The following is a 17,543-nucleotide window of genomic DNA, read 5'->3' on the forward strand; positions in this document are numbered from 1 at the left end:
TTTTTCTAACGCAACGGGATACGGATATGTCGGATTACAAACAAGGTTCAAGCATTAAAGAGTTAATTATTGCGATTCCAGGTGCCATTATCGGTTTCACTTTGCTGGTCTCGCTGCTGGCTTACCTGTTTGGCGTGTTTGGCAGTGAAAAAGCAGCGCCTTCCAAAGAAGAAGCTGACGCTGTCGAGCAAAAAGTGGTGGCAAACATCAAACCGGTGGCGACCATTGAAGTGGCTGAAGCCGCAGGTGCCCACGTTGAAAAAAGTGGTGAAGAAATCGTGAAAGGCACTTGTGTCGCCTGTCACGGTGTAGGCGCACTGGGTGCACCAAAAATTGGTAACGCCGGTGACTGGGGCCCACGTATTGCACAAGGCTATGAAACCTTGGTGAAACACGCCACAGAAGGTATCCGCAGCATGCCTCCACGCGGCGGTGCGGCTGACCTGAGCGATCATGAAGTGGCTGATGCCGTGGCTTATATGGCAAATCAGGCGGGTGCAAAATTTGACCCTGCCAGCTTGAAGAAGTAATTGTAGTGATTGTGAGAAGCCGCTTGATTCAAGCGGCTTTTTTATTGGTGAATTGATTTTTTTGCAAAGTTGACGCCATGGCGAGATATGCAATTGGTGATATTCAGGGCTGCTACCACTCCCTGATGCATTTACTGGCACAGCTGGATTTTCAGCCTGGCCGTGACAGCCTGTGGCTGGTGGGTGATTTGATTAACCGCGGCACTGGTTCGCTCGAGGTGCTGCGTTGGGTGTATACGCATCGCGACCATGTGCGAGTGGTGCTAGGTAATCATGATCTGCATGCGATTGCGGTGGCGCATGACATCCGGCCGCCGCATCGCTTTGACACCCTCACCGCATTGTTTGCGGCGGAAGATGGCAGCCAGTTGCTCACCTGGTTACGCCAGCAACCGCTCATGGTGCTGGACGACGATTTTGCCATGCTGCATGCCGGGCTCTATCCGCAATGGACCTTGCCGCAGGCGAGAGCGCTGGCGGCTGAAGTAGAAGCGGTGTTGCAGTCAGCAGATTATTTAAGCTTTTTGCAGCAGATGTATGGTAACCAACCCGCCGCCTGGGATGATCGTTTGATCGGCATTGACCGTCTGCGCGCTATTACCAATGGTCTGACGCGTATGCGCTTGCTGGATGACGCAGGCACTATGGAGTTTGCCTTTAAAGGCGAGGTGCAGGATATTCCGGCAGGCTATCAGCCCTGGTTCAAAGTGGCTGCACGGCAATCTGCGCAAGCCCGCCAAACCATTCTGTTCGGGCATTGGTCTGCCCTGGGGTTGTATCAAGGCGAGGGCGTGGTTGCCCTGGATACCGGTTGCTTGTGGGGGCGGCAGCTCACGGCTTATGCGTTGGAAACCGGAGCGTTTACGCAGGTGCCATTAGATCCACGTGACCAGCCAGCTGGCACGGTCGGCGAGTAGTCGGCGCGTCTGTCATGGAAGTGTGGTTAGTGATGGCGGCAGCATTCGTGGCCGGGGTCATGGATGCGATGGTCGGCGGTGGTGGCCTGCTGTCGGTGCCTGCACTGTTATCGACTTATCCTGCCTCGTCGCCATCATTGTTACTGGGCACGAATAAATGTTCCAGTGTGTTTGGCACCACGGTCGCCGCCTGGCGTTACGGTCGCCGTGTACAACTGGAATGGACTTGGCTGGCCCCGGCAGCACTGCTCGCGTTTGCCGGGTCTGGCCTGGGGGCGTGGACGCTGACCTGGATGGATCCGCAGTGCTTGCGCAAACTGTTGCCCTGGGTGTTGCTGCTGGTGCTGATTTATACGTTCAAATATCCCCAATTTGGCCTGCAACATGGCAAGCCGCAACACAGCCCTAGAGCACGTTTGTGGCTGGCACTTGCTATAGGCGCATTCATCGGTTGGTATGATGGTTTTTTTGGACCGGGTACGGGCAGTTTTTTTATTTTCTTGCTGGTGCGCTGCTTGGGGCAGGATTTCTTACACGCCTCGGCCTCGGCCAAAGTATTGAATGCGACTACGAATCTTGCAGCACTTCTCATGTTGGCAGCGACTGGCCATGTATGGTGGCAGGTAGGGCTGGCGATGGCTGTGGCGAATATTGCTGGCAGTGTGCTAGGAACGTCTCTGGCGCTCAAACATGGCGCCGGGTTGGTGCGTCTCGTCTTTATGCTGGTGGTTTCGTTACTGATCTTGAAAACGGGAGTGGATGCCTATGCAGGTACATGATGATTCTGCGCGTACCGTGTTAATGGAGACGCCGCCTGCGCCTGTGTCGCTCTGGCAAGCTTTCTGGTATTGGCTTAAACTCGGATTGATTAGCTTTGGCGGCCCGGCCGGGCAAATTGCCATCATGCATCACGACCTGGTGGAGCAAAAACGCTGGATCTCGGAAAAACGTTTTTTACATGCGCTGAATTACTGCATGGTGTTGCCGGGACCAGAGGCGCAGCAATTGGCGACCTATATCGGCTGGCTGATGCATCGCACCTGGGGTGGGTTGATTGCTGGCGTGCTGTTTGTCTTGCCTTCATTCTTTATGCTGGTGTTGCTGGCCTGGGTGTATATGGCTTATGGTCATGTGCCGACTGTGGCGGGCGCGCTGTACGGGATTAAACCGGCGGTGGTGGCCATTGTGTTGTTTGCAGCTTACCGCATAGGCATGCGTGCACTTAAAAACAAAGTCATGTGGGCGATTTCGGCCTTGGCGTTCGTGGCGATTTTCTTGTTCAAATTACCTTTTCCTTTCATCGTACTCACGGCCGCAGGCCTGGGGTTTCTCGGGGCACGCCTGGCGCCAAACCATTTTACTATTGGCGGGCATGGCGCCGCCAGCCAGCATTTTGGGCGAGCACTGATAGACGATGACACACAGACCCCTGCACACGCCAGGTTTAGCTGGCAGGGCATGGTGCGGATTGCCTTGACCGGAGTGGCACTCTGGTTGTTGGTCATGGCCGGATTGTATTGGCACTTTGGCTGGCAAGGCGCGTTGACGCAAATGGGCTGGTTTTTCAGTAAAGCGGCTTTGCTGACTTTTGGTGGTGCTTATGCAGTTTTGCCTTATGTGTATCAGGGCGCGGTGGATCATTATCACTGGCTCAGTGCGGCACAGATGATGGACGGCCTGGCCTTGGGTGAAACGACCCCCGGTCCGCTGATTATGGTGGTGACTTTTGTTGGATTTGTCGGTGGCTGGCTGAACCAGGCGCTGGCTGCACACGGGCAGTTGCTGGCGGGCTTTTTAGCGGCGACAGTGGTGACTTTCTTTACCTTTTTGCCCAGTTTCGTGTTTATTTTTAGCGGCGCGCCATTGATTGAAAATACGCGTGATAATGTGCGGCTGACGGCGCCGCTGAGTGCCATTACTGCTGCGGTGGTCGGTGTCATCCTCAACCTGGCGCTGTTTTTTGCTTACCATGTGTTTCTGCAAAGCCCGTGGTTCCCCGGCGTGGACTGGCTGGCGATAGGGTTGGCCGTCGCTGCATGGTTAGCCCTGGCGCGGTTTAAGTTGAATGTAATTGCAGTGATCGCGGCGTATGCGGTGATTGGTATGCTGGTGCAATGGTTGCGCTAGGCTGCCATCATTGTCGCGGTTGATGGCTGGCTAGGCTGGCCGTAATCTGGGCATGGGCCTGTTGCGCCAGTTGTTGCCGTGTTTGGCCACTGGCCGCAATGGGCGTGCCAAAGTGCAAGTGCACGGTGGGTTGCTGCATATTCAGGTAGGTGCTCATCGAGTCTATGAGCGTGGTATCGCCTGCGTAGGCGGCCTCCAGGTTGGGTTGGCCGTCAGGCAGGGGGTAGTGAATTGCTACCGGCACAATTGCCGTATTCGCTTCAATGGCCGCCTGAATCAGGCTGCTTTTAAACGGCAGCACACTCAGGCCCTCGGTGGTGGTGCCTTCCGGAAACACGCACAGATTGTCATTTAACTTGAGCGCATGGCTGCAAATATTCACCACGCGCGCGGCATCGCGGTTGCGCGTGCGGTTGATAAAAATGGTGCCCGACTTTCTGACCAGGTAACCAAATATGGGCCAGTCTTTAATCTCCATTTTGGCAACAAAGCGTACTGGGATAATGCTGTTAATCGCATGAATATCTGACCAGGAAATGTGGTTGGCGACAAACAGCACGCCGTGGGTGCGGATATCAGGCAACTCGCCGCTGGTGGTGACGCGCAGGTTAAAGCAATGCAACAGGCGTTTGCACCACCATTGAATCAGCCCGAGCCGCATCCAGCGATTGCATACCGGCAACACAAGGGCGGCTAATGTAACACCAGTCAGTACATGGATGAGAATGCGGGTGATGCGCCACCCGCGAACGATCATTGAAGTGTGTGGCAAGTTATTTCAAGAAATGCGCAGCATATCTGGGATTCATTCGAGACAAGGGTAACAATACCAGCATATCTGCGGTATTAAAAGCCGGGTCCCAGGCTGGTTCGCCACAAATATAAGCGCCCAGTCGCAAATACCCTTTGACCAGTGGTGGGCAGGTGACGGTCAGTGATTGGTCCAGTGCGTCAATTGGCAATGGATTGTGTGGGAAGACGCGGTATTCTGCTGGCGACAAATAGTCGTCACGCAGGCTGTTAAACAATGATGCCGCGGTGTGGCCGCCGTCATGCATGGAGATGCTGGCGCAACCGATCATATATTCATACTGGCGCGCCATCATGTACTTGGCCAGGCCAGCCCACAGCATGGTAATGGTGCCGCCACTGCGGTAGTCAGCGTGTACACAGGCGCGACCGACTTCTACCGTGCGGTCGCTTAATGGCGCCAGGCGACTTAAGTCAAACTCCCCAGCAGAGTAATATCCCCCGGCCAGCATGGCTTGCATCGGGTTTAAGATACGATAAGTGCCGACCACTTGCTGGGTGGTATCGTCGCGTACCAGCAAATGGTCGCAAAATGCATCAAAGCCATCCACATCCAGCCCTTGCTGGCCTTTGATTTGTGCGCCCATTTCTTCAGCAAACACTTGGTAGCGCAGGCGTTGCGCCTCCATGATTTCTTCTGCGCTGGTGGCCAGTGCCACACTCAGCGATGAGGCTGGTTGACGGGAGGGATTGGCTGGCGATTGAATCTCTGCCTGGTATGTGCCGTGTTCTTGCAGCTGGCGTTCTAACATCACGCAACTCCTTGGTTGAGGTTTAGCGTGATATTAGGAGTGTCACATGAATGATTGGTGACGTTGGTGTGACAGTTGTGTGACGGCGACAGGGAGATGCATACTGGCAAGCAAATCTAGATTGAACAAATAAAAAGAGCGGCACCTGGCCGCTCTTTTAAATGAAACAACTGATGCTTAGTGTGAAACGCGTGAAGTGCCGCCGTTTTCAACAATACGCACACGGTCGCCCGCATTAAATTGCTCGTCCGCTTCCTGCACAATGGCGACCAAACCACCACCATCCAGCTTCACAGTGATTTCGTAGGCATTTTTACGTGTCACCGCTTCCTCTGCGGCAGAACCTGCCAGGCCGCCTGCCACTGCGCCAATGACTGCGGCAATCGCGCTGCCTTTGCCGCCACCGACAGAACTACCAGCGATCCCGCCAATAGCGCCACCAGCAATCGTACCGACGGGGGATTTTGTGCCTTCCAGCTTCACGGAGCGTACGCTTTCCACGACACCGGTTTTGACGGTTTGTGCTTTGCGTGCCTCGTCCCGTGAATACACATTGCCAGAGTTTGAACTGGCGCATGCACCCAATACCCCGGTGATCACTGCAACTGCAATCCATTTTAATACGCGTGTTGTCATTTTTCTCTCCTAGTGTTTAACGCACATCATTTAGCTTGCAGGCTGGCGCAGGGATGGGTCTTCTTTGAGCGCATCCTGCACCAGTGCATGGCTATAAATATTTTCAATTTCTGCTCTGCTTGGCTGGTGGTTCTGGCCGCCGCGGCTGGCAATCTTGATGGCCCCCATGGTGGATGCCAAGCGGCCACAGGCCTTCCAGTCCCAACCACGTACAATGCCATATAACAAGCCAGCGCGGTAAGCATCACCACAGCCAGTCGGGTCTACCAAAGCCTCTGCTTTAACGCACGGAATATCATGGCGTTGACCATCGGCATAAATATGTGAACCTTCGCTACCCAGGGTCACGATCAGTGCTTTCACTTTGCCCGCCAGTTGCTCTAATGATAGTCCTGTTTTGTCTTGGATGACTTGTGACTCGTAATCGTTCACCGCCAGGTAGTCGGCCATGTCAATAAAGTGCAGCAGCTCTTCGCCATTAAACATCGGCAAGCCCTGGCCGGGGTCAAACATAAATGGAATACCGGCATCGTGGCATTCTTTGGCATGCTGGAACATGGCATCGCGGCCATCGGGCGCAATGATCGCCAGCCTGATATCCCGCGCATCATTCACGCTGTTGGCGTGCGCATGCTGCATGGCGCCTGGGTGAAAGGCGGTGATCTGGTTGTCGTCCATATCGGTGGTGATAAACGCTTGCGCGGTGTAAGTGCCTGCCACGGTGGTGATATGTCGTGGATCAATATTGTTTTGCTCCAGCCAGGCCTGGTAGGGTGCAAAGTCATCCCCCACAGTGGCCATGATGTGTGGCTGGCCTTCCAGCAATTGCAGGTTGTAGCCAATATTGCCTGCGGTGCCACCAAATTCACGGCGCATTTCAGGCACTAAGAAGGCCACACTGAGCTTGTGAATTTTGTCTGCCAGGATATGGTTTTTAAATTGGTCAGGAAACACCATGATGGTATCGTAGGCCAGTGAACCGCAAATAAGAATGTTCATGAATCAGCTTAAAGTCTTTAATTGAAAGTGAGGCTATTATTGCCGCCAGACTGGCTGCTGGCAAGTGATTGCGGCCTGATTAGGCTCAAGATTGTTTAATGGCAATGTCGATTAAGGTTTTGGCGGCTTTTTTAGCCGATTTGATGGCACCGGAGCCTCGCTTGATTTGCTCGGCTTGCACGGCGCCTTCAAACAGGATGGATAGTTGCAGCGCCAGGCCTTCGGCATCTTTAATATTCGCATCTTGCGCCAGCTTGGTAATAAATTGGCGAAACTCGCGTGATTGCTGTGAAGACAGCTGGTGTATGCGGTTTTCTTCGTTAGGGAATTCTGCTGAGGCCTTAATGAAGGCAATGCCGGTGAAGGAGGGTGAAGTCACCCATTCCTCAATGAATTCAAACAGTTTCTGGATTTTTTCATTCGGGCTGCCACCCAGGCCGCCCAGTTTTTCATTCATCCAGTTTTGAAAGTCCTGATGGCTTTGCTGCAACACGGCCAGAATCAGTTCTTCCTTGGTTTCAAAATACTTGTAAAGCGTCATTTTGGTGGTGCCGGCCACGGCCACAATCGTATCCACGCCGGTGGAGTTGATGCCACGCGTCTGAAACAGGTCAGTGGAAACCTGAAGAATCTTTTGCTTTAAAGTATTCATGTTTTGATTATAGCACTCTATACAGTCTTGTATAGAGATAAGCCGCGGCGCAAGGAATAAATCCTATTGATTTCCTTTTTATTATCATGTTAAATATACTATACCGTATAGTATAGTTTTATCGTCAATCAATCACAACAGGAGAGCATCATGCGTCAACTACAATCATTGGTATTAGCAACATTATTGGCTGCGGCAGGCAGTGTATTTGCGGCAGAGCCGTTATTTGTGGTCAAGTCGGTTGAGTTGAATCAGCCGGTAGATGTCGTCTGGAAAAAGGTCGCTGACTTTGGTGACTTGGGTGCTTGGCATCCGGCGGTGGCAAAAACCGAGATTGTGTCCGGTAAAAACAACAAAGCAGGTGCCAAGCGCGTATTAACCTTGAAAGATGGCGGAAAAATCAACGAAACATTGACCGCCTATAACGCCAAAGCCAAAAGCTATTCTTACAAAATCACCGATGGCGTCTTGCCAGTGAATGAGTATGCCTCTACCGTGAGTGTGCATAGCAATGGCGATGGCAAGTCTGTGGTAGTGTGGGAAAGCCATTTCTTGCCTAAAGCACCGGCCGATGAAAAGGCTGCTTCTGATGCCATCAAGGGTGTTTACGATGGTGGTTTGAACCAGCTGAAAACAGTGTTCCAGTAATATCCAGTCATTGTAAGTTGTGCTCATCAAGCCGTCGTGATTGCGACGGCTTTTTTATTTGGAGTTCACCATCAGCTTGGGCGTGTAATTGCATTTCACCTGGTCGAGCAACTGGTTGACGAGTACTTGTTCGTCGCGATTGGTGGTGACGTGGCCGTTGATGATGTTTTCGATATAGATGCTTTTCAGTCGTTCTGGCAGTTGAATAGCCTCCAGCAAGCGGCAGTCACCGTGTTTCATGGTTTCCAGGCGACTGTAAATGGCAGCGGTTTCGGACGGGCTGGCTTCGAGAGATAGCGGGTTGGGCGGCGGCGAGATTTCCACCGTTTGTATTGCAGGCGACTCTGCAAATTGCATATGCCAGTAATAGCCACCTATGAGGCCAAAAAATAATGTCGCCATCACCAAGCCATAATTGCGGATAGCTAGCCAGTTGATCTCGCGCCTGGTTTGTACATCCACTAGTGCCTGCGCGGCTTGCCTGGCGTGTTGCAGGGCGCTGGATTGCGGATGTCGCAGTTTTTCCTGGCAGGCACTGAGTGCCATGAAATACAACTGGTTAGCCAGCATGTCCGGCAGTCTTGCCCCTGCAAGTTGTGCCTGGGTGCTCAGGTAATGTTGTAGTCTGTCTGGCGGATTGAGGGGGACTGTCGTCTCGGGTGGCGCTTGCACTATCGGGCTGGACAGCAGGTCGTCGAGAATGCTGAACACTGCCAGCAACCTGTGTGCGGCCTGCTTGCCGGATTTGTCCAGCATGCGGATCAGCCATTCGGATTGCAGCAATGCGTCCAGCATGTGCTTAGAACGGTTTGGTCACAACCAGGATGACGACGGCAAATAGAATCAGTACCGGGACTTCGTTAAACCAGCGGAACCAGACATGGCTGCGGCGGTTTTGCTGCGCGCTGAATTTTTTCAACAGGCTGCCGCAGGCGTGGTGGTAGCCTATCAGTAACGCCACCAGGGTCAGTTTTGCATGCAGCCAGCCGCCCTTGAAGCCGTAACCTAGCCATAACCAAATCCCAAATGCCAAGGCTAGCAACATCAGTGGCTGCATAAACCGGTAGAGTTTGTGCGCCATCAGTAGCAGGCGTGCCTGGGCTTGCGGGTCTTGCTCCATCGCCAGGTTGACGTAAATGCGCGGCAGGTAAAACAGCCCGGCAAACCAGCTGGTGACAAAAATGAGATGAAACGCTTTCACCCACAACATTTAGCTGGCTTTCTGGTTGAGTAGTTTACGCAGCTCGGGGAAGTTGAGTTCGCCTATGGTTTTTTGCACGCGGTTGCCCTGGGCGTCAAAAATAAAGGTCGTCGGGGTGAGGTTGACCTCGCCAAACGCCTTCACCATTTCGCCGTAACCGTCGTGCATGACGTTAAAAGGCAGTGCTTTTTCTTTGGTGTAGTTGGCAACTTGTGCGGGTGGATCGTAAGGCATGGCGACGGCAATGACGACCAGGTTTTTGTCTTTGTATTGCTGGTAAGTGTCGATCAATTCTGGCATTTCCTTGATGCAGCCAGGGCAGTCTGTGGCCCAGAAATTGACCAGTACAGTTTTGCCACGCAGGGATTGCATGCTGATTTTTTCACCATTTAAAGTGGTGAATGTGACTTCGGGGGCTTGTGGCTTTTGCATCACCGCGACTGCCAGGCCCGCAAACAAGGCTAATGCGACCAGTGGAACTACCCATTTTTTACATTTGGATTTGAATGTAGACATCTTAAAACCTGATTACTCAAAAACCCTAGCCGTTGTACCGTGTTTGTGCCGAATGTGGCGTGGTATAATTAGCTTTTGTTTTTGATAAATTATCAATGAACGCACCTGTTAACGCAGATTTGTTAAAGCACAATTCTACTCCTCTCACGCGTTTACGCGAAATTCCGTACAACTATACTTCATTCTCAGACCGCGAAATTGTCATTCGGTTTCTGGGGGAAGAAATTTGGGGCATTTTGAATGCCTTGCGCGCTGAGCGCAAAACGGGACGTAGTGCACGCATGCTGTTTGAGGTGCTGGGCGATCTGTGGGTGGTTTCCCGCAACCCCTACCTGCAAGATGACTTGCTGGAGAATCCCAAGCGCCGCAAAGCCCTGATCGAGGCCTTGTATCACCGAATTTCTGCGATTGATGAACGCAGTAGCGGTAACGACAAAGTGCAGAAGCTGGTGACTGCGGCGACCAAAGCGGTAGAGAAATTTGCTGAAGACTTCAAGCAAACCGCCGATTTGCGTAAAAAAGCCCTGGCCAAACTGACCAAGTTTACGCGCAAAGATAATGTGCAGTTTGATGGTCTGGCACGTGTATCACATGTGACCGACGCGACCGACTGGCGTGTCGAGTATCCGTTTGTGGTGATTAACCCGGATACAGAAGCCGAAATTTCCTACCTGGTGCGTGCGTGTATCGAATTAGGCTTAACTATTATCCCGCGTGGCGGCGGTACTGGTTATACCGGTGGCGCCGTGCCGTTGACGCCTTTGTCTGCCGTCATCAATACCGAAAAACTGGATCAGCACACCGGCGTGCAAATGCGCACCTTGCCTGGCGTCTCACGCCAGGTGGCCACCATTGAGTGTGGCGCCGGGGTGGTGACACGCCGCGCCATGGACGCCGCCACTGCGGCCGGATTGGAATTTGCCTGCGACCCAACCTCTGCGGATGCCTGTTGCATTGGCGGTAACGTCGCCATGAACGCCGGTGGTAAAAAAGCTGTGCTGTGGGGCACCGCGCTGGATAACCTCGCCTCATGGCGCATGGTGACGCCAGATGCGACCTGGCTGGAAGTGGAGCGCCTGGACCATAACCTGGGCAAGATTCACGACATCGACCTGGCGCGCTTTAAAATCAGCCGCTACGACATTGATTTCAAGAACCTGCTGTCCGAGCCAGAGATTCTCGAAATTCCTGGTCCTAGCTTCCGTAAAGTCGGCCTGGGTAAAGACGTGACTGACAAGTTTTTGTCTGGTTTGCCTGGCGTGCAAAAAGAAGGTTGTGATGGCCTGATTACGTCAGCCACCTTTATTCTGCATCGCATGCCCAAGCATGTGCGTACCATTGCGCTGGAATTTTTCGGCAATGTGTCGCATGCCGTACCTGCCATTGTTGAAATCAAAGACTACCTGGATGCCACGGCCAAACAAGATCCGGCCGTGATCATGGCTGGCCTGGAGCACATGGATGAGCGCTATGTGAAGGCCGTGGGTTACGCGACCAAGGCTGCACGTCAGCAACGCCCGAAAATGGTGTTGTTGTGCGATATCGCTTCTGATGACGAAAACGCTGTCGGTGAAGTGGCGTCTGCCGTGGTGCGTATGTGTAACGCGCGTAACGGTGAAGGCTTTATTGCCGTCTCGGCTGAGGCGCGTAAAAAATTCTGGTTAGACCGTTCACGCACGGCGGCGATTGCGCGTCACACTAACGCCTTTAAAATCAACGAAGACGTGGTGATTCCGTTGCCACGCCTGGGCGAATACTCTGATGGCATTGAGCGCATTAACATCGAGCTCTCCATCAATAACAAACTGCGCCTGGTCGATGAACTGGAAGCGTTTGTGTCTGGCGACCTGCCATTGCAGCCGGACGAAGACGGTAACGCCGACCCTGAAGGTGTGAAATCCAAGCAGAATATTGCGCTGCAATTATTGCGCGATGTACGTGCCAAATGGCGTTTGTTGTTAAACACGCTTGATGAGCCTGTAGCGGTGTTGGGCGAGTTGGGCAAAGCGTTTACGCAATACGACAATGTGTTCCGCGCCGTGCAGTCTTACGATTTGCGCGTGTCCTGGAAGCGTGAACTCAAGCGCCCGATGGCCGATATTTTTGCGGGTCGCGAATTCCAGAAGATTCTGGATAAACTGGACGAAATCCAAAAAACCGTATTGAAGAGCCGCGTATTTATCGCGCTGCACATGCACGCCGGTGACGGTAACGTGCATACCAATATCCCGGTCAACTCTGACGACTACGGCATGATGCAAGATGCGCACGCCGCGGTGGCACGGGTGATGGATCTGGCACGTAGCCTCAATGGCGTGATCTCAGGTGAGCACGGCATTGGTATCACCAAAATGGAGTTTTTGGATCAGGCGACCATTGATACGTTTGCCAAATACAAAGCCAAAGTAGACCCGGAAGGTCGCTTTAACAAGGGCAAGCTGATGGCTGGTTCCGGGCTGGAAAATGCCTACACGCCGAGCTTTGGCTTGCTGGAACAAGAGTCCATCATCATGGAGCAATCTGCCATCGGCGAGATTGCGGATGATATTTCTGACTGCTTGCGTTGCGGTAAATGTAAGCCTGTGTGCTCTACCCATGTGCCACGTGCGAACCTGCTTTACTCACCACGTAACAAGATTCTGGGTACTTCGCTGCTAATCGAAGCCTTCTTATACGAAGAGCAGACGCGTCGCGGCATTTCACTCAAGCATTTTGATGAGTTCAACGATGTCGCTGACCATTGCACGGTCTGCCATCGCTGCGAGAAGCCATGCCCGGTCAATATCGACTTTGGTGATGTGTCAGTGAAGATGCGCAACTTCCTGCGCGAACAGGGTAAAAAGAAATTCAACCCTGGTACTGCGGCAGGGATGCTGTACCTCAACGCCAAAGATCCGGCGACGATTAAATTGCTGCGCGGCACCATGATAGGCATGGGCTACAAGGCCATTAACGTAGCCAATAGCCTGGCCAAAAAGTTTGGTCTGCTCAAGGACAAGAAAGCGCCGCCAGCGACCGTAGGCAAGCCTGAAATCAAGGCGCAGGTGATTCACTTTATTAATCGCCCGATGCCGAAGAAGATGCAGTCCAGGACCTCGCGTGCGATGCTGGGCGTGGAAGATGACACCATGATTCCGGTCATTCGGAATCCGCAAAAGGTGACCGAGGATTCGGAAGCCGTGTTCTATTTCCCAGGCTGCGGTTCCGAGCGCTTGTTCTCTAACGTCGGCCTGGCCACGCAAGCCATGCTGTACGAAGTCGGCGCGATCACCGTATTGCCACCAGGCTATCTGTGCTGCGGTTACCCGCAAACCGCGTCTGGCAACCACGACAAAGGCCAAGAGATTACGGCGGATAACCGCGTGCTGTTCCACCGTGTCGCCAATACACTCAATTACCTGGATATTAAAACGGTGATTGTGTCTTGCGGGACTTGTATGGATCAGTTGCAGAAATACGAGTTCGAGAAGATCTTCCCGGGCTGCCGCTTGCTCGATATCCACGAATACCTGATGGAAAAAGACATGCGTCTGCAAGGCGTCACCGGCACACGGTATATGTACCACGACCCTTGCCATTCGCCGATGAAGACCTACAAGCCGATGGAAGTCACTAACAAGCTCATGGGCACGGACGTGGCGCTGAATGACCGTTGCTGCGGTGAGTCCGGTACTTTTGCCGCAGCGCGTCCTGACATTGCCACCCAGGTCAAATTCCGCAAGCAGGAAGAGCTGGAAAAAGGCATGGAGAAAATGGGCCTGACCGTGGGTGCCCCTGAGCAGCCAGTCAAAATCCTGACCTCTTGCCCAAGCTGCCTGCAAGGCTTGTCACGCTACGGTGATGACACTGGTATTGAAGCCGACTACATTGTGGTGGAAATGGCCAAGCATGTGCTGGGTGAAAACTGGATGGAAAATTATATCCAGCAAGCCAATAACGGCGGCATTGAAAAAGTGCTGCTGTAAACAACACAAACCCCGCGCAAGCGGGGTTTGTGTTAGTGGTCGTGCCGTGTCGGCTACTTATTGCTGGCGTGCCTTTAGGTAGACATAAATGCCTGCCCAGGTCATGACCACAAAAATAATGGCAATCACGATAAAACTCATCAAACCATAGTCAGTAGATAACAAATCAATCAAAATTTTCATGGGGTTTCCTCCTGTAAGCTAGTTATCTGGCAAGCAATGCATCTGAGGAATATTTTGAACCCTATGATCAACATGGTTTTTGATGTAACGCAAAAGTGATGCAGGCAACAAGCGCTGAAATAAGCGACCGTTGCCAGGCATTAAAAAAAGATTCAGGAAAAGTGACGTATGAATATTTACCCGCTGCTTAAACCGCTGCTATTTCAACTGGATGCAGAACAGGCGCACGACCTGACTTTGCAATCACTCAAGCGTGCTGAAAAATTGGGGCTGCTGGCATTGGCTGCAGGCCGTTTGCCTGAGCAACCGACGCAAGTGATGGGGCTGACTTTTCCTAATCCGGTCGGTTTGGCCGCAGGCCTGGACAAAAATGCCGCCGTGATTGATGGTATGGCAGCGCTAGGCTTCGGGTTTATTGAGGTCGGCACCGTCACGCCACGCGCGCAACCAGGCAACCCAAAGCCGCGCCTGTTTCGTTTACCAGAAGCGCAGGCCATTATTAACCGCTTTGGCTTTAATAACCTGGGGGTGGATCAACTGATCCAGAACGTAAAAGCCAGCAAGTTTAAAGGCATTCTCGGCATTAATATTGGTAAAAACTTTGATACGCCCAACGACCGAGCCGCTGAGGATTACCTGACCTGTATGCGCAAAGTGTATAGCCATGCCAGCTATATCACGGTGAATATCTCTTCACCCAACACCAAGAACCTGCGCGCCTTGCAAGAAAAAGATGCACTTGGCCAATTGCTGGCTACGCTTAAATCCGAACAAAAAATCCTGTCGCAAGTGCATGGCAAATATGTGCCTGTCGCGCTCAAAATTGCACCAGATTTGACCGTTGAGCAAGTGCAGGAGATTGCTGAGCTACTCATGCAACACCGCCTAGATGGCGTTATCGCTACCAACACCACGCTGGCACGTGACGCTGTGGCAGGTTTAAAAAATGCGGAAGAGACGGGTGGCTTATCTGGCGCGCCAGTGAAAGCAGGCTCTACACGCGTGATTCAAACCCTGGCGGCGTCACTGCAAGGCAGTTTGCCGATTATTGGTGTAGGTGGCATTTTAAATGGCGACGATGCCAAAGAAAAAATAGCCGCAGGGGCCAGCCTGGTGCAGCTTTACAGTGGCCTGATTTATAAAGGTCCACAACTGATCAAGGATTGCCGCAAAGCACTGCTCTAATGGCATTGCCTATTCTTTACTCCTACCGCCGTTGCCCATATGCCATGCGTGCCCGTATGGCCCTATGGGTAGCGCAAGTCCAGCTTGAAGTGCGTGAAGTGTCATTGCGTGACAAACCTGCGCATTTATTGCAAATTTCCCCTAAAGGCACGGTGCCAGTCTTGCAACTGCCAGATGGCACGGTGCTGGAGCAAAGCCTGGATATTATGCAATGGGCATTAGCGCAGCGTGATCCACAAGGCTGGTTGCATGCTGACGGTGAAGCCGTTAATCACTTCATTAGTATCAATGATGGTGAGTTTAAAAAAGCCCTCGACCGCTATAAATACCCAGAGCGTTACCCGGAGCAAGCGCAATTGGTTTACCGCCAGCAAGGCGAGCAGTTTTTGCAAGTGCTAGAAACTGCTTTGCAGCAACATCGTTTTTTGTTGGGTGATTCTGCCAGTGTGGCCGATGTGGCGATTTTTCCGTTTATCCGCCAGTTTGCAGCGGTGAATGGAGAGTGGTTTTCGGGGAGTGCTTATCCACGATTGCGGGCTTGGTTGGAGGGGTGGTTGGAAAGCCCTTTGTTTGCAGAGATTATGCAGAAATTTCCTACTTATACCGAGATGACTGCGTAGGCCAAGATTCAGGCTTGGTTGATTGCAATAAAAGGTTATTCTTTTTTGTGAGGTCTCCTTCCGCTTTTTGGGCGACTCTCGTCATTCCGGCGTCGGCCGGAGTCCCGTCGTAGGGTGGGCATGGATGCCCACGCGGATTTTGTGGTTGGTTGGGAGATTGCTTTTCGCTTTTTCAGCGAGTTACTTTTCTTTGCTTGCCCAAAGAACAAGTAACCAAAAGAAATGCACCCCAGCTTCCGCTTATTTCCTGTGCTACTCGGCTTGCCGGGCGGCCATCGAAACTCGCCCTAGCGGCTTGCACACTGCGCAAGCCACCGCGGAACTCGAACAGCCGATGGCCGACTGCTCCCGCCAATCCTGCGTTGCTCGGCGCGGCAGATGGGGACCCCGAACACCATACGACTGCAATCATTAGCGAATTGAAGAAAAAATGAATCTGGTTTTTAACCGTCCAAACTGTAGTTGTGCTGCTTAAATGAGAAGAATCCCATTCCATCACGCTGAGTAGCGGAGACAAAATAAGAGAAGAGGGAGCGACTGTTTGAGCTCCGCGGCAGCTTGCGTATTGTGCAAGCTGCTAGGGCGAGTTTCGTGAACGGCTTATGCCTAAGTCCAGCAAAGCATCGGACGAAAGTCCTAGGCTGAGCAACGCAAGGGAGCCGAAGGCCGTGATGGCTGGGTGTCGTCCTCTTTGGTTACTTTCTGGGGGACAAGCACCAGAAAGTGACTCGCCAACAGGCGAAACAAAATGATGCTTAAACGCACGACACCTAAAGATTAGAAGAGTTGTTTTTCCAACATCATCCAGAGGTTTTGAGTTGGCTGGCGCACCAGCCTTAAAAGTGATCAGTCACTTTTCTGCGCCGTTTGCTCAAATTTCTCATAGGCATTAATAATCTTCTGCACTAACGGATGTCTCACCACGTCCTGCGACATAAACTGGGTAAAGGCAATCCCCTTCACATCCTTGAGAATCTTCTGCGCTTCTACCAAGCCGCTTTTCTGGTGACGCTGCAAGTCGATCTGCGTCACGTCGCCGGTAATGACGGCTTTGGTGCCAAAGCCAATGCGGGTTAAAAACATCTTCATCTGCTCTGGCGTAGTGTTTTGCGCTTCGTCCAGAATAATAAAGCTCTGGTTCAAGGTGCGGCCACGCATATAAGCGAGCGGGGCGACTTCAATCGCACCGCGTTCAAACATTTTGTTCACGGTGTCATAGCCTGCCAGGTCATACAGCGCGTCATACAACGGGCGCAGGTAGGGGTCGACTTTTTGGTTCAAGTCGCCCGGCAAAAAGCCTAGGCGCTCACCGGCTTCGACCGCTGGGCGGACTAACACGATTCTTTTCACGCGGTCGCGCGTCATGGCATCCACAGCGCTGGCGACGGCCAGGTAAGTTTTACCAGTACCGGCAGGGCCGATACCAAACGTGATGTCGTGGTCTTGAATCTGTTGCAAATAACTGACTTGGCGCGGCGTACGGCCATGCAAGTCGCCGCGCCGCGTCATGAGTGTCGGCATGTTACTGCTGGCGACTTCTTCGGGTTTGAGTTTGTCGATTTCTACCAGGCCCAGTTGAATATCTTCGAGCTCGATGGGTTTTTTGGCGCGTGCGTAAAAGTTTTCCAGCATTTGTGCGGCCAAACGCATATTGGTTTGCGTACCGCTCAGGTAAAACGTGCTGCCGCGACGGTTGATATCAATGTCCAGGCCGTTCGCTAACTGGCGGATGTTCTCGTCCAGCGGGCCACATAAGTTGGCCAGCATCAGGTTGTCTTCAGGGCTTAATGTAATTTCCATGC

At 52.6% G+C, this 17,543-nt stretch carries 18 protein-coding genes; 8 read left to right on the plus strand and 10 right to left on the minus strand.

What is annotated here, in order from left to right; genetic code table 11:
- The first annotated feature begins 26 nt into the window (after positions 1-26).
- The 4 genes from INP78_RS07920 (at position 27) to chrA (ending at position 3,574) form a co-directional block, all read left to right on the plus strand.
- Positions 27-530 carry a cytochrome c5 family protein gene (locus INP78_RS07920; protein WP_194741622.1) on the plus strand — a complete coding sequence of 168 codons (504 nt, stop codon included), beginning with the start codon at positions 27-29 and terminating at the stop codon, positions 528-530.
- 77 nt (positions 531-607) lie between these two features.
- On the plus strand, positions 608-1,447 hold the full coding sequence (locus INP78_RS07925) for a symmetrical bis(5'-nucleosyl)-tetraphosphatase (protein WP_194741623.1): 840 nt from the start codon (positions 608-610) through the stop codon (positions 1,445-1,447).
- Positions 1,448-1,461: 14 nt separating this feature from the next.
- Positions 1,462-2,226: a TSUP family transporter gene (locus INP78_RS07930; RefSeq protein WP_194741624.1), complete on the plus strand. Its 765-nt coding sequence runs from the start codon at positions 1,462-1,464 to the stop codon at positions 2,224-2,226.
- Positions 2,213-3,574: a chromate efflux transporter gene (gene chrA / locus INP78_RS07935; RefSeq protein ID WP_228522742.1), complete on the plus strand. Its 1,362-nt coding sequence runs from the start codon at positions 2,213-2,215 to the stop codon at positions 3,572-3,574. Before INP78_RS07930 ends, chrA begins: the two co-directional genes overlap by 14 nt.
- Before the next feature lie 7 nt (positions 3,575-3,581).
- Here the strand turns inward: chrA and INP78_RS07940 are convergent, their stop codons facing one another.
- The 5 genes from INP78_RS07940 to INP78_RS07960 form a co-directional block, all read right to left on the minus strand.
- Complete coding sequence (locus tag INP78_RS07940; RefSeq protein ID WP_194741625.1) at positions 3,582-4,331, minus strand: 1-acyl-sn-glycerol-3-phosphate acyltransferase; 750 nt, start codon at positions 4,329-4,331, stop codon at positions 3,582-3,584.
- 16 nt (positions 4,332-4,347) lie between these two features.
- On the minus strand, positions 4,348-5,136 hold the full coding sequence (locus INP78_RS07945; RefSeq protein WP_194741626.1) for a GNAT family N-acetyltransferase: 789 nt from the start codon (positions 5,134-5,136) through the stop codon (positions 4,348-4,350).
- Positions 5,137-5,313: 177 nt separating this feature from the next.
- Entirely contained in the window at positions 5,314-5,772 is a 459-nt protein-coding gene (locus tag INP78_RS07950) for a glycine zipper 2TM domain-containing protein (RefSeq protein ID WP_194741627.1), read from the minus strand.
- Positions 5,773-5,802: 30 nt separating this feature from the next.
- Complete coding sequence (locus tag INP78_RS07955; RefSeq protein WP_194741628.1) at positions 5,803-6,771, minus strand: carbohydrate kinase family protein; 969 nt, start codon at positions 6,769-6,771, stop codon at positions 5,803-5,805.
- An 85-nt stretch (positions 6,772-6,856) separates the two neighbouring features.
- Complete coding sequence (locus INP78_RS07960) at positions 6,857-7,423, minus strand: TetR/AcrR family transcriptional regulator (protein ID WP_194741629.1); 567 nt, start codon at positions 7,421-7,423, stop codon at positions 6,857-6,859.
- Positions 7,424-7,573: 150 nt separating this feature from the next.
- Between INP78_RS07960 and INP78_RS07965 the strand changes: the two genes are divergently transcribed.
- Positions 7,574-8,071 carry an SRPBCC family protein gene (locus INP78_RS07965; protein ID WP_194741630.1) on the plus strand — a complete coding sequence of 166 codons (498 nt, stop codon included), beginning with the start codon at positions 7,574-7,576 and terminating at the stop codon, positions 8,069-8,071.
- Between the two features lie 54 nt (positions 8,072-8,125).
- On the opposite strand, the gene INP78_RS07970 is transcribed toward INP78_RS07965, so the two are convergent.
- The 3 genes from INP78_RS07970 to INP78_RS07980 are packed head-to-tail and all read right to left on the minus strand — an operon-like array spanning position 8,126 to position 9,788.
- Complete coding sequence (locus INP78_RS07970) at positions 8,126-8,866, minus strand: hypothetical protein (RefSeq protein ID WP_194741631.1); 741 nt, start codon at positions 8,864-8,866, stop codon at positions 8,126-8,128.
- Positions 8,867-8,870: 4 nt separating this feature from the next.
- A complete protein-coding gene (locus INP78_RS07975; protein ID WP_194741632.1) occupies positions 8,871-9,281 on the minus strand; it encodes a CopD family protein in 411 nt (136 codons plus the stop codon).
- Positions 9,282-9,788 carry a peroxiredoxin gene (locus tag INP78_RS07980; RefSeq protein ID WP_194741633.1) on the minus strand — a complete coding sequence of 169 codons (507 nt, stop codon included), beginning with the start codon at positions 9,786-9,788 and terminating at the stop codon, positions 9,282-9,284.
- Positions 9,789-9,883: 95 nt separating this feature from the next.
- On the opposite strand from INP78_RS07980, the gene INP78_RS07985 reads away from it, so the two are divergent.
- Positions 9,884-13,753 (plus strand): DUF3683 domain-containing protein, encoded by a 3,870-nt coding sequence (locus INP78_RS07985; RefSeq protein WP_194741634.1) that lies wholly within the window; start codon positions 9,884-9,886, stop codon positions 13,751-13,753.
- Positions 13,754-13,810: 57 nt separating this feature from the next.
- Here the strand turns inward: INP78_RS07985 and INP78_RS07990 are convergent, their stop codons facing one another.
- The gene (locus INP78_RS07990) at positions 13,811-13,936 is read right to left on the minus strand and encodes a DUF3149 domain-containing protein (RefSeq protein WP_194741635.1); all 126 of its coding nucleotides are present in this window, start codon (positions 13,934-13,936) and stop codon (positions 13,811-13,813) included.
- Positions 13,937-14,104: 168 nt separating this feature from the next.
- On the opposite strand from INP78_RS07990, the gene INP78_RS07995 reads away from it, so the two are divergent.
- Both INP78_RS07995 and INP78_RS08000 read left to right on the plus strand, forming a co-directional pair.
- A complete protein-coding gene (locus INP78_RS07995) occupies positions 14,105-15,121 on the plus strand; it encodes a quinone-dependent dihydroorotate dehydrogenase (protein ID WP_194741636.1) in 1,017 nt (338 codons plus the stop codon).
- Positions 15,121-15,741 carry a glutathione S-transferase gene (locus INP78_RS08000; protein WP_194741637.1) on the plus strand — a complete coding sequence of 207 codons (621 nt, stop codon included), beginning with the start codon at positions 15,121-15,123 and terminating at the stop codon, positions 15,739-15,741. Before INP78_RS07995 ends, INP78_RS08000 begins: the two co-directional genes overlap by 1 nt.
- Before the next feature lie 846 nt (positions 15,742-16,587).
- Here the strand turns inward: INP78_RS08000 and INP78_RS08005 are convergent.
- Positions 16,588-17,541, minus strand: coding sequence for a PhoH family protein (locus tag INP78_RS08005; protein ID WP_194741638.1), 954 nt, complete (start codon positions 17,539-17,541; stop codon positions 16,588-16,590).
- Positions 17,542-17,543 lie beyond the last annotated feature (2 nt).

It is taken from the genome of Methylophilus sp. 14, assembly GCF_015354345.1.
GTDB lineage: Bacteria > Pseudomonadota > Gammaproteobacteria > Burkholderiales > Methylophilaceae > Methylophilus.

Coding starts and splice junctions, on each gene's coding strand:
- INP78_RS07920 (WP_194741622.1), top strand. CDS start 27: ATGTCGGATTACAAACAAGGTTCAAGCATTAAAGAGTTAATTATTGCG.
- INP78_RS07925 (WP_194741623.1), top strand. CDS start 608: ATGGCGAGATATGCAATTGGTGATATTCAGGGCTGCTACCACTCCCTG.
- INP78_RS07930 (WP_194741624.1), top strand. CDS start 1,462: ATGGAAGTGTGGTTAGTGATGGCGGCAGCATTCGTGGCCGGGGTCATG.
- chrA (WP_228522742.1), top strand. CDS start 2,213: ATGCAGGTACATGATGATTCTGCGCGTACCGTGTTAATGGAGACGCCG.
- INP78_RS07940 (WP_194741625.1), bottom strand. CDS start 4,331: ATGATCGTTCGCGGGTGGCGCATCACCCGCATTCTCATCCATGTACTG.
- INP78_RS07945 (WP_194741626.1), bottom strand. CDS start 5,136: ATGTTAGAACGCCAGCTGCAAGAACACGGCACATACCAGGCAGAGATT.
- INP78_RS07950 (WP_194741627.1), bottom strand. CDS start 5,772: ATGACAACACGCGTATTAAAATGGATTGCAGTTGCAGTGATCACCGGG.
- INP78_RS07955 (WP_194741628.1), bottom strand. CDS start 6,771: ATGAACATTCTTATTTGCGGTTCACTGGCCTACGATACCATCATGGTG.
- INP78_RS07960 (WP_194741629.1), bottom strand. CDS start 7,423: ATGAATACTTTAAAGCAAAAGATTCTTCAGGTTTCCACTGACCTGTTT.
- INP78_RS07965 (WP_194741630.1), top strand. CDS start 7,574: ATGCGTCAACTACAATCATTGGTATTAGCAACATTATTGGCTGCGGCA.
- INP78_RS07970 (WP_194741631.1), bottom strand. CDS start 8,866: ATGCTGGACGCATTGCTGCAATCCGAATGGCTGATCCGCATGCTGGAC.
- INP78_RS07975 (WP_194741632.1), bottom strand. CDS start 9,281: ATGTTGTGGGTGAAAGCGTTTCATCTCATTTTTGTCACCAGCTGGTTT.
- INP78_RS07980 (WP_194741633.1), bottom strand. CDS start 9,788: ATGTCTACATTCAAATCCAAATGTAAAAAATGGGTAGTTCCACTGGTC.
- INP78_RS07985 (WP_194741634.1), top strand. CDS start 9,884: ATGAACGCACCTGTTAACGCAGATTTGTTAAAGCACAATTCTACTCCT.
- INP78_RS07990 (WP_194741635.1), bottom strand. CDS start 13,936: ATGAAAATTTTGATTGATTTGTTATCTACTGACTATGGTTTGATGAGT.
- INP78_RS07995 (WP_194741636.1), top strand. CDS start 14,105: ATGAATATTTACCCGCTGCTTAAACCGCTGCTATTTCAACTGGATGCA.
- INP78_RS08000 (WP_194741637.1), top strand. CDS start 15,121: ATGGCATTGCCTATTCTTTACTCCTACCGCCGTTGCCCATATGCCATG.
- INP78_RS08005 (WP_194741638.1), bottom strand. CDS start 17,541: ATGGAAATTACATTAAGCCCTGAAGACAACCTGATGCTGGCCAACTTA.